The organism is Streptomyces sp. NPDC006207, from assembly GCF_040613835.1.
Lineage (GTDB): Bacteria > Actinomycetota > Actinomycetes > Streptomycetales > Streptomycetaceae > Actinacidiphila.
In genome coordinates this window covers 1-10159 of record NZ_JBEXSX010000123.1, presented here as the reverse complement: position 1 = coordinate 10159, position 10159 = coordinate 1, and the positions used below count along the sequence as shown (strand labels likewise).

At 67.2% G+C, this 10159-nt stretch carries 10 protein-coding genes and 2 pseudogenes; 6 read left to right on the top strand and 6 right to left on the bottom strand.

The window, feature by feature from the left end; translation table 11 throughout:
- Window positions 1–222 precede the first annotated feature (222 nt).
- The 5 genes from ABZ312_RS44440 to ABZ312_RS44420 all read left to right on the top strand — a co-directional run bounded on the left by ABZ312_RS44440 (window position 223) and on the right by ABZ312_RS44420 (window position 4036).
- Complete coding sequence (locus ABZ312_RS44440) at window positions 223–588, top strand: hypothetical protein (RefSeq protein WP_500331683.1); 366 nt, start codon at window positions 223–225, stop codon at window positions 586–588.
- Between the two features lie 577 nt (window positions 589–1165).
- Complete coding sequence (locus tag ABZ312_RS44435; RefSeq protein ID WP_500440168.1) at window positions 1166–1660, top strand: DUF6328 family protein; 495 nt, start codon at window positions 1166–1168, stop codon at window positions 1658–1660.
- Between the two features lie 150 nt (window positions 1661–1810).
- Entirely contained in the window at window positions 1811–1999 is a 189-nt protein-coding gene (locus ABZ312_RS44430; protein ID WP_500331687.1) for a CDGSH iron-sulfur domain-containing protein, read from the top strand.
- Between the two features lie 666 nt (window positions 2000–2665).
- On the top strand, window positions 2666–2881 hold the full coding sequence (locus ABZ312_RS44425) for a hypothetical protein (protein ID WP_500440167.1): 216 nt from the start codon (window positions 2666–2668) through the stop codon (window positions 2879–2881).
- Window positions 2882–3883: 1002 nt separating this feature from the next.
- A complete protein-coding gene (locus ABZ312_RS44420) occupies window positions 3884–4036 on the top strand; it encodes a hypothetical protein (protein WP_500440166.1) in 153 nt (50 codons plus the stop codon).
- Window positions 4037–4096: 60 nt separating this feature from the next.
- Here ABZ312_RS44420 and ABZ312_RS44415 read toward each other — a convergent pair whose 3' ends face one another.
- The 6 genes and pseudogenes from ABZ312_RS44415 to ABZ312_RS44390 form a co-directional block, all read right to left on the bottom strand.
- Window positions 4097–4300 carry a hypothetical protein gene (locus ABZ312_RS44415; protein WP_500440165.1) on the bottom strand — a complete coding sequence of 68 codons (204 nt, stop codon included), beginning with the start codon at window positions 4298–4300 and terminating at the stop codon, window positions 4097–4099.
- A gap of 103 nt (window positions 4301–4403) precedes the next feature.
- Entirely contained in the window at window positions 4404–4844 is a 441-nt protein-coding gene (locus ABZ312_RS44410; protein WP_500331695.1) for a CBS domain-containing protein, read from the bottom strand.
- Window positions 4845–5224: 380 nt separating this feature from the next.
- A pseudogene (locus ABZ312_RS44405) lies at window positions 5225–6350 on the bottom strand (IS256 family transposase); the annotation flags it as partial.
- Window positions 6347–6592 carry a DUF2283 domain-containing protein gene (locus ABZ312_RS44400; protein WP_055589532.1) on the bottom strand — a complete coding sequence of 82 codons (246 nt, stop codon included), beginning with the start codon at window positions 6590–6592 and terminating at the stop codon, window positions 6347–6349. The gene ABZ312_RS44400 and the pseudogene ABZ312_RS44405, both read right to left, overlap by 4 nt.
- Before the next feature lie 39 nt (window positions 6593–6631).
- A complete protein-coding gene (locus ABZ312_RS44395) occupies window positions 6632–7381 on the bottom strand; it encodes a transposase family protein (RefSeq protein ID WP_500440164.1) in 750 nt (249 codons plus the stop codon).
- A gap of 196 nt (window positions 7382–7577) precedes the next feature.
- Window positions 7578–7758 (bottom strand): annotated as a pseudogene (locus ABZ312_RS44390) (NAD(P)-dependent dehydrogenase); the annotation flags it as partial.
- Window positions 7759–9029: 1271 nt separating this feature from the next.
- Between ABZ312_RS44390 and ABZ312_RS44385 the strand changes: the two are divergent.
- Complete coding sequence (locus ABZ312_RS44385; protein WP_500357883.1) at window positions 9030–10001, top strand: TIGR03557 family F420-dependent LLM class oxidoreductase; 972 nt, start codon at window positions 9030–9032, stop codon at window positions 9999–10001.
- The last annotated feature ends 158 nt before the right edge of the window (window positions 10002–10159 follow it).

Sequence of the window (10159 nt, the reverse complement as noted above, 5' to 3'; positions counted from 1 at the left end):
GTTCTCGCACAACTGCCAACCGGGTACGCCTTGCTTTTCGGCCGGGCCGAACTGGCGCCGACCGCATAGCGGTGGCCGCGGTCGGCTCTCGCCCATCAATTCACCCCTTCGACGCGCAACCCACACGGACTGTGTCCCGTCGCGGCGCACCCGATCGTGCGGGGCTGGTCGGCCGCACCGCAGACCGGCTCACGCCGGGGAACTGCCCGTAGCCTTGGCGGCGTGGCCAGCACCGGCACTCACCCCAGTCCTTCCCCGCCGACCGTCCGGCACAGGACGGCGGCCCCGTTTGTGCCGTTTTCGTACGGGCAGGCGTGGGGTGTCCTGACGGAACGGAGGAGAACGATGGCGACAGGTGAGACAGGATTCAAGGACGTGGCGTACGACCTGGTGTCGGTCCAGTACCACTCGCTTAAGGCTGGCCACGACTACGGTCAGTACGTACGGGACGCGAAGAGCGCTGGAGAGAACGAGATCGCGGACTTCTTCGAGGACGTGATGCGCGAAGACTCCGAGCGCGCCGCTCGCTGCCATGAGTTCCTGTCAGAACTGGCAGAGAAGGGCGATATCGGGCCCGCCGCGTCCTAACGGACTGACACGCCGGATCCTGAGAGGCGCTGGCTGTGCCAGGCGGGGCACTCACTGCCCCATCGGGCCGGGACCCCGCCTGGCGCTGCGACAGGCGGGCAGGCAGGTGGCCGGCCTGCGCGGGCGACCATGAGGTGGACGCGTTACGGCAGGCGAGCGCCTGGTCCACAGCAGCGGTCGGGTCCAGCCGCGGCTGCGAAGGTCGGTCAACGCGGTGACCGGACGGCGCGCTACCCGCAGATCGGCGCCGTCGTCACGAGCCCGGAGTGGCCGAGGACCCGCTCCTAACGGGTCCATCTCAGACCACGTCATCAGCGTGGCGCCAGAGGAGGCACGTCGCCCGCTCCTGGTGTAGTTCCTGGGCTACGTTTTGTTTCATATCGAACCAACCTGCCCCTTCCACACCAGGAGCAGCGTGACCTCTGCGGTGCTGGCAGGCTGGTGCGGCGATCCGTCCGTTCAGGGCACCCGGCTCGCCCGATCGGACGGGCTTGCGTCGCGCCCACGCTGCCACCAGTTGGGAGGGCGGTAGACAGCAAGGTGACAATGCCGCCGAGCCGCCTGTGAGAGAGACGCCATGGCCGCTGACGCCCATGCCTCCGGACGCCATGAGACCGAGGAAGAGCGCGCGGATCGCAAATGGGGCGAACTGATCCAGGAGGTGCGCGTCGCCCAGACCGGCGTGCAGATCCTCTTCGGTTTCCTGCTGACGGTGGTGTTCACTCCCCGCTACACGCAGCTGCAGCACGCGGACAAGACCATTTACATCGTCACCGTCGCCCTGGGGGCCTCGGCCACCGGCGCCCTGGTCGGGCCGGTGGCCTTCCACCGCCTGGTGTCGGGGCTGCACATCAAGCCGCAGACAGTGCAATGGGCCTCCCGCGTGACCTTCGTGGGTCTGATCCTGCTCCTCGCCACGATGACAGCGGCGCTCTTGCTGGTGCTGCGCGTGGCCACGCACGACCCCTTCGTCCCATACCTGGTCGGCGCGGTCCTGGCCTGGTACCTCATGTGCTGGTTTGTCCTGCCCTGCTGGGCACGGGTTCGCTTCGCAGGTCACCGGCATAAGTGAGCGGACGGATCCAATGGCGGCGGCTGGCTGCCGGACCCCCAACCTCGGCATCAGCCCTTACGCCGCACGTGAGGGTACCCGCGCCAGGACCTAAGGAAGAGCTGGTGGTGGTCCGTGCCGAACGTGAACGGTGAACCAGCGCCGACGCGCGTGACGATCACCCGGGAAGGACCGACCCTGATCAAAGGCCCCGTCGAGGTGGTCCTGGACGACGGCCGTGTCGTGCGTTCCGACCGCTTCGTCGTGGCCATCTGCGCCTGCCGCCGCAGCCGCACGTACCCGTGGTGCGACACCAGCCACCGCCGCCGCACCCGGCCTGCCCCGGCTCCCGCGGATTAGGTCCCCGGAACGGCGGTTGCCCTGCCCTTGACCGGGGACGTCCGGTCAATCCGGCCTCAGCGGGGATGGTCGGCCGAGATCCGCGTTTCGGGGGCCAATTGCTCGGCGGATGGTTCCGATGGTCGGCCCACGCGCAGTGGCGGCAACGTGAGCAGCCTGCGGGCGCACAGTTCCTGTACGACGAGGAGCAGCACATTGCTCTGGTCCAGGCCACGCGCCCACGCCGCGTCTGGGGCCGGCGCGGCTTCTACGGGCGACGCATCCCGTGGTCGCGGGACGCGTGGAGTCTGTCGAGCGGGTTCCTCAGCGCACTACCGCGATATCGGCGCCGAAGACTTCGTCTTGATAGGGCAACCGGGTGATGTCGCTTGGAGCCGATTACGTCTGGGTGAATCGGCTTGAGACTCAGCGTGATCCAACACAGCAGGTACCTCACCAGCCCATCGCCGCAGCGGTACCGGACGCCGTCGCAATCGTGGTGACATGCCTGCTTCCGGCGGAGGCGCCCGATTCGGCTCACGCGCGGCTCTGACCGGGCGGGTAACACCAGCACTTTTCCGGTACGTACCCGTGCACCAGAGGTAGGTAGAGCCGCATGAAAGCTCTCGTCATCAACTGCACCCTCAACGGTCGCCGCAGCCGTCCAGCATCTACGCCCTTGCAAGGGTGGCAGCGGACCAGCTCGCCGCCTGCGCCGTGGACATCGACTGCGTCCGCGCCGTGGACCTCGACATCAAGCCGGGAGCGACCAGCGACGAAGGCGACGGAGACGCGTGGCCCGAGGTCCACGGCAAGCTGTTGTCCTCGGAGATCCTCATCGTCGCCTCCCCCACATGGTGGGTAGGCCCTCGTCGATCGCCCAGCGCGGGCTGGAGCGCATGAACGCCATGATGTCCGAGACGGACGACCGTGGCCGCCCGGTCGCCTACAACCGGGTGGCCGGTGTGGTGGTGACGGGCGACGAGGACGGCGCACACCACGCCATCAGCGAGATCTCCGGGGCGCTGACGGACCTGGGCACACCATCCCAGGCCAGGCCTGGACGTACGGGCACCTCGGCCCCGGGGCCGGCCCCGACTACCTCGACGACGAACGCGGCCACGACTGGTCCCACAAGTCAGGTCGCGCCATGGCCGCGAACCTGCACGGCGTCGCCCAGGCCTGGCAGCGACACCCCTCAACGGACCGCCAGGATGATCGTGGCGTCTCTTGGCGGACCGCCGATTACGCGACGGCGCCGAAGGCAAGCACCCCGGGCGGCGAACGAGCACCAGCAGATGCGCCCGTGATCCCGGGAGGCCCTGCTCGCCATCGCAGGCGACGAAAACGCCCGCCAGTGAACGGTGGCATGGTGAACGGGACGGCTGAGGCACTGTGCAGCGGCTGGCGGGCTCAAAGCTCGTGCGCTCCGAGGTCGTCACTCGGATGCGTCGTCCCGCTTGGAGATCACGCGACTGGGCGTGATGCTGTTCGGTGCGTCCGAGAGCTCGACCTGCGCCGGTAGCTTTTCGGGCCTGAGGAAGCCCCCGCCGGACCCACCTGCGAGGGCTCTTCATGCGAGGCCGACGCTGGCATGATGCGCTGATCGGCCTCGTCACCTCCGTGTAACGCACATTCTGCGCCCTTGGAAGTAGCGTCCCGCCATGCTGCTTCCCACTTCACCAGACCGGGGTCATGGCCGCTGATCCTGGCAGACGCGGAGATCCGGCCGACCTGGCCGTTAGGTCCGGCTGAGCTGCCGCGGACCGTCCACCACCGCCAATCCCCGGACCCGGCTGCGCTCCCCGATTCCCTCCGCGACTGCACAGTACCGATCACGGTGGAGGTGTCCGAGCCAGTGGCATACCGGTGGCACGCCTGGGCCGGGAGGATGCTGCCGCCGGCGTGCTGACGGCAACCGGCTTCGACGGCGGTCGGCCCGACGAATGGTTCGTGTTGGAGCGGGCGGTCCCCGCAATCGAGTGGGTGTCGCTCATCGACCTGGCGGCGCGGCTGCCGCTTTGGCCGGAGGCGGTGGAGCCGCCAGAACGGGGGTAGCCGCCCCTTAGGGTCCCCTGCCCGGCCCCGTGATCCCAGCAACCGGGTCAGGCGGGGGACTCACCATACTGTCGGGCCTGCGCTATGCCAGTCGAACAGCTCGTCGTCCAGATAGATCGAGTCGGGATCGAGGCCAGCACGCCGCAGGAACTCCATCAGGTCCCGAAGGTCGTAGGCGATGCCGAGGTCCTGGCAGTCCAGGCGCACACGCCGACCGCCACCCTCAGAAGGCGGCGGGTACACGACCACCCGATGCCGCTCCATACGCTCAGGCTGCCTCCACCGGAGGAGAGGGCGCGCAGCCTACATGTGCAGCCCTGTCCTCCCCGACGCGCGCACCGGGCGGGCGTTGCAGCCCGCCACCGGATCAGGCGTTGACGTACACCCGGGTCACGAATTCCGCGATCTGGGCGTCCGTCAGATTGCGCGCAAGGTCGGCCTCGCTGATCATGCCGACCAGTCGGTGACCCTGCTCCGTGTCGATGACTGGCAGGCGCTTGATCTGATGCTGTTCCATCAACTGCAATGCCTCATCGGCGCCGGCGCTCGCGTCGATCCACTGCAGATCACCGGCTAGAGTTCCCGCCTGAACCGTTGCGGGGTCGATGCCCTCTGCGTCGCACTGGACCACGATGTCGCGGTCGGTGATCAGGCCCGCGAGCCTGTTGTCGTCCCCGCAGATGGGCAGGCATCCGACGTTCAAATCGCGCATCATCCTTGCCGCTTCCTGAAGCGATTGATGCGCGCCGACGCACTGGACTCCGCCGGACATGATGTCCCTGGCCGTGAGCTGCTTGTTGCCCGTCATCCTCTTCTCCCCTGCGATTCTGGCTTTCGGGTCCGGTTGACAGCGGATGCTCGTGAGGCTGGTCAGAGCCATCGCGTCGATCGTTTCCGGCTCTCTGCCGTGGCTCCAAGCCCCTGCTAGACCTGCCGTTCAACGGAGGCGCGCTGTACGAAGGCACCCTTCTCTCCAGGATCGGCTTCGTCCCTACGGCTCGCATCTGCAGGGAGATCGCCAGGGATGAGACCGTCAGCGGCACCGGATGCACCCTGGCGGGCGACGGCGGCTCGATGACAACGCTTCCGGACCCTTGCGCCGAGAGGGCACGTCCGCTGGAGTGGTGTATCGACGGCAACTCGGTGATCTCTTCTTTGAGGCCATGCGGTGAGTTCGGTTGGCAGGACGGTGTCGTCGTTTCCTGACTCGATCGGGCGGATGCGGGCTTTGGCGAGGAGGTCGCGGCCCATGTAGCGGCGGGCCTCGGTCCACTCGTCGTTCTCATCGGCCAGGACAGCACCGACCAGGCGGATCAGGGCGGTGCGGTCGGGGAAGATGCCGACCACGTCAGTGCGTCGGCGGATCTCTTTGTTCAGTCGTTCCTGCGGGTTGTTGGACCAGATCTGCCGCCAGGTCTCCCGCGGGAAGGCGGTGACGGCCAGCAGGTCGTGGCGGGCGGCATCCAGGTGCTCGGCCGCCTTGGGAAACTTGGTTTCCAGAGTGTCCAGGACTTGCTGCATCTGGGCCTGGACGGCGTCGGCGTCGGCGTCGGGCTGTTCGAAGACGTCCGCAGCAGCGTCGCCACCCATGGCTGAGCCGATTTCGAGACCTGGGAGAGCAGATTGCGGGCGTAGTGCGTGCGGCAGCGCTGCCACGAAGCCCAGGCAGGACGGCTCCGATGGCGTCGACTGGCCCGGCGTGGGCGTCGGAGACGACGAGCTGGACACCGGTCAGGCCGGGGGCGATGAGCGAGCGCAGGAAGGCCAGCCGGCCGGCGCCGTCCTCGGCGGTGGCGACGTCCAGCCCGAGGATCTCGCGGTGTCCGTCGGCATTGACGTCGACCGCGATCAGCGCGTGAACGTTCAGGACGCGGCCACCTTCGCGGACCTTCTGGGTCAGTGCGTCGACCCAGACGAACGCATACGGTCCGTCGTCCAGGGGCCGGTTACGGAAGGCGCTGACCTGTTCGTCCAGGTGCTTGGACATCGCGCTGACCTGGGACTTGCTCAGCTGTGTCACGCCAAGGGACTCGGCAAGTTTCTCGACCCGGCGGGTAGAGACCCAGAGCAGGTAGGCGGTGGCCACCACCAAGATCAGGGCCTGCTCGGCCCGGCGACGTCGTTCCAGAAGCCAGTGCGGGAAGTAACTGCCGCTGCGGAGCTTGGGGATGGCCAGCTCCACCGTGCCGGCCCTGGTGTCCCACTCGCGCGGGCGATACCCGTTGCGATGGTTGACGCCTTCGTCACTGGGCCTTTTCCAACCTGAGCTGGCGGCTGTGCAGGGTAACGATCGCCGGGCTGCTCCCGGGCTCAACTGCCCTCGGAGTCCAGCCGCTCGGCGGCTTGGAGCACGTACTCGGGGAGCTTCGACGTGGCGGCTAGGACCTCGATACCGATGAGGCGGCCCTGCTCGTCGAAGTCGAGGTTGATCATGCCGTCGACATCGATCGGATCGCAGGGATAGGTATGTGCTGATCTCACACTGACCTGCGGGTCGGTGAAGTATATGTACGCCGCGTTCACGGTCTTGTCGTAGGTGACTTTGACGTCAGGCACGATGCTGGGGTCCTTTCTGCGTTGTTGGTTCCGGTCTCGTCAGTGCGCTGCGAGTTGCAGGGCGAGGACGGCCTTGACGATGGTGGTGACGCGGGTCGTACTGCAACGGAGTTTGCGCAGGAGGCGCCACGTCTTGAGAGTGGCCATGGCCTGCTCGCCGAGCGCGCGGACCTTGGCGTGGGAGGCGTTGACGGCTCGTTGGCCTGCGAAGAGTTCCTCCCAGCGGCCGCGGTAGGGGACGCGGACGGTGCCGCCTGCTCCTTGGTACGCCTTGTCCGCCCAGCAGCGGACGCCCGCTTGGGTCAGTGCGGCGGGGATGCCGTGGGTGCGGGCGGCCTTGATGTCGTGGACCGCTCCGGGCAGTGCGGGCGATGCCCTGAGCAGGCGGCCGAAGGGGTCGGTGATGGCCTGCACGTTCATGCCGTGCTTCTTGTGCTTGGGGCGGTCGGCGGCGATGCGGTCGATCGGCAGCAGGGTGCCGTCCAGGATCACGAACGCTTTCGTCGCCGCGGTGCTGACGGCTTGTTCAAGCGTTGGGGCGAGGGCGGCCAGGACTTCGACAGCTTCGCGGATGTAGCGGTAGACGGTGGCGATGCCGACGTTGAACGCCGCGGCGAGCCGGCTATAGCTGTCGCCGCATCGCAGGTGCGCGAGGGTGAGGAGTGCCTGGCGTCCCGCTGGCAGGCGTCGCCACCGGCTACCGATCTCAGGGCGGCGCTGACGCAGGTGACGGGCGAGGAACCGCAGGGTCGAATTGGACAGGCCGATCCCGGACGGGTAGACAAGCACGGAAGCTCCTGGAAGACAACGGGTGATCTTGGTCGTGAACCCGTCTACCAGGAGCTTCGCTGCGCTGTACAGACCTCCGCGACGAACCAGCCACCCTCACCACGAGGTTGGAAAAGGCATGGCGTCTCCTCAAGCGAAGCTCGAAGGCGGTCGTTGATCCACCGCCTTCCCGGTCGGTGGCGGCACATGCCGCTCCTCAGGGCAGCGGAGTACCGCCCGTGGCGTTGACGACCTCCGCGGTGATATAGCTGGCGCGGGGAGGCGAGGAAGACGTACGCCTGGGCAGGGCGGCCGAGCGGCGACTGCTTTCCGAATTCGGTGGTGTCCGGGAGGGTCGCCGGGATCAACGGGGCGCACATCGGGCCCGGGGCCACCGCTTCCCCGACCACAGCGGTCGCACACCCACGCGCCCCCTTCCAAGACCGTCGCAGTTCCCGCCGATCGAGAGGTGAGTGCCTTCGGCTGGTGATCGCCGTCAACTCACGGGTGCGGCAGGAAAGCCGGCAAACACAGCGGACGCGCCTGGGTTAGGAGTTCACGGGTAGGCGAGGAGTCGGAGCAACCCTTCCCCCGGGGCACCACTCGGAGGTCGAAACCTCCCCGGCTACCCTCCGCGACCACACGGTGAGGCGAAATGCAAGATCGAATAGATATGGCTTACAAAGAATGGCCCGACGGGTCTCCCCTGTGGGTTCTCATCACGATCATCGTGATGATGGGCTCGCTGGCGCTCATCGCCAAGCTGTTGCGCGACAAGAAGTGACACATCAGAAGGTGCGGCTAACGGGAACTTCCCTCCGGTCCGGGGTACGCCGCTGTCATTGCGCGTCGACTGAGTTCGGCACCGGTGACGCCGTGGACATAGGGCAGCGGCAACCCTCGCGCCCCGGCCGTCCGGTAGCCGCCACCCGGCAACGACATGGCCTGCCGTGCCCGCCACGTGGCTGGACCAGCCACAAGACTCCCGACAAGAGCACGGGCACAAGCTCCGCAAGATCGAGGACGCCGCTGCGTGGCCCACCTCCCACCCGCGCCACGCTCTGCGAGCACACCGTTTGCAGGATTTTGGGTTGTTCCAGGTGGAGGTCGTGTTTCCAGCCCCGGGGACGCTCATGGCCACTGTCCCGGATCGCTGCTGGAGCAGCCTGCCTCATTCCTCCGCAGTCAACGCCGCTCATCTGGCCCGCAGCCTTCGCGCCGCCCCAGTATCCGCCCAGCTGATCCCACCTGAGCGGCCCATTCCCTCCGGAACACTCGACGGCGGTCCCGCTTCGCCCGGCACCAAAACCCCAGTCCCTTACCTCAGCACCGCCGTGCCCACCGGCCCCCGCTCACAGCGCGCCAGCGCGCCAGCGCGCCAGAAACGCGCATGATGGGAATACGGACGTTGCCATGGAAAGTGCCTAGCTTGGCGATGCGGGCCGTGCTTCCGCCCGCGGTTCCTCAGCGACGCCGGCTGAGATGCCAGCCAGCTAAAGTGCCTTGCCGCAAGCGCTCTCCCCCGGAGCCCCTACAGCCAGGCAAGGTCGTTGACGGCGATTTCCCAATGTGGCCCAGGGGCCACGTAGAGCTGCTGCACAGATCGAGGAGACATTTGAGCGCCGAATCGCTCGTCGCCTGATCATCAACCTTGTAAGAAGGAAACGCTATGACCGCCTACGGATACTTCCTGTCCTCGGAGGAGTTCGCCCCCGCGGAACTGCTTGACCAGGCACGCATGGCCGAGCAGGCCGGTTTCCAGGCGCTGGCCATCTCAGACCACTTCCATCCTTGGAATGACGAGCAGGGCGAGAGTTCGTTCGTCTGGTCCATGATCGGAGCGTTGTCCCAGGTGACGTCGCTGCCGATCACCACTTTGGTGACCTGTCCCACGGTGCGTGTTCATCCAGCGATCAACGCCCAGGCCGCCGCGACAGCGGCCGTGCTCACCGAGGGCCGCTTCCGCTTCGGTCTGGGAAGCGGTGAAGCACTCAACGAGCACATTCTCGGCGACGCTTGGCCTGAGGCCGCTGAGCGCCTGCAGATGCTCGAAGAGGCCGTGCAGATCATCAGGAAGCTCTCCACTGGAGAGCGCGTTACGCACCACGGCACCCACTACACCGTGCAGAACGCCCGCCTCTACACCATTCCCGCCGAACCGGCTCCGTTGTACATCTCCGGCTTCGGGCCCGAAGCCGCCGCGCTGGCCGGCCGTATCGGGGACGGCTTCGTCACAATGAAACCCGATGCAGCGCTGGTGGAGCAGTTCCGGCGGGCCGGGGGCGGAAACAAGCCGGTCATCGGCGGACTGAAGGTGTGCTGGGACACCGACCGAGCGCGCGCGGTGAAGACCGTGCACCGGCTGTGGCCCAACGAGCAACTTCCGGGCGAGCTGGCCCAGATCCTCCCCACCCCGGAGCATTTCGAGCAGGCCGCCACCCTCGTCACCGAGGACATGATCGCAGACGCCATCGTCTGCGGCGACACTACCGACAACCACGTCGCCGCGATCAGGGCGTATTCTCAGGCCGGCTTCGACGAGGTCTACGTGAACCAGATCGGCCCCGATCAGAAGCAGTTCTTCGACTTCTACCGCGCCGAGATCCTACCCAGGCTGTCCGCTGGCTCCTCCGCCGGTTGATCTCTGCGCAGGGCGCGTGCCCTACTTTGCTCCATCGCAGGCGCGATACTTCGCGTCGCCGACGGGTCTGCTGCAGGTTTGGGTGACAGGTTCGGTCACGCGGCCTGGACGGCCGGTGGGGTCATGACGGTCTCGAATTCGACGGGGGTCAGGCGGCC

Coding starts and splice junctions, on each gene's coding strand:
- ABZ312_RS44435 (WP_500440168.1), top strand. CDS start 1,166: ATGGCCGCTGACGCCCATGCCTCCGGACGCCATGAGACCGAGGAAGAG.
- ABZ312_RS44415 (WP_500440165.1), bottom strand. CDS start 4,300: ATGGAGCGGCATCGGGTGGTCGTGTACCCGCCGCCTTCTGAGGGTGGC.
- ABZ312_RS44410 (WP_500331695.1), bottom strand. CDS start 4,844: ATGACGGGCAACAAGCAGCTCACGGCCAGGGACATCATGTCCGGCGGA.
- ABZ312_RS44385 (WP_500357883.1), top strand. CDS start 9,030: ATGACCGCCTACGGATACTTCCTGTCCTCGGAGGAGTTCGCCCCCGCG.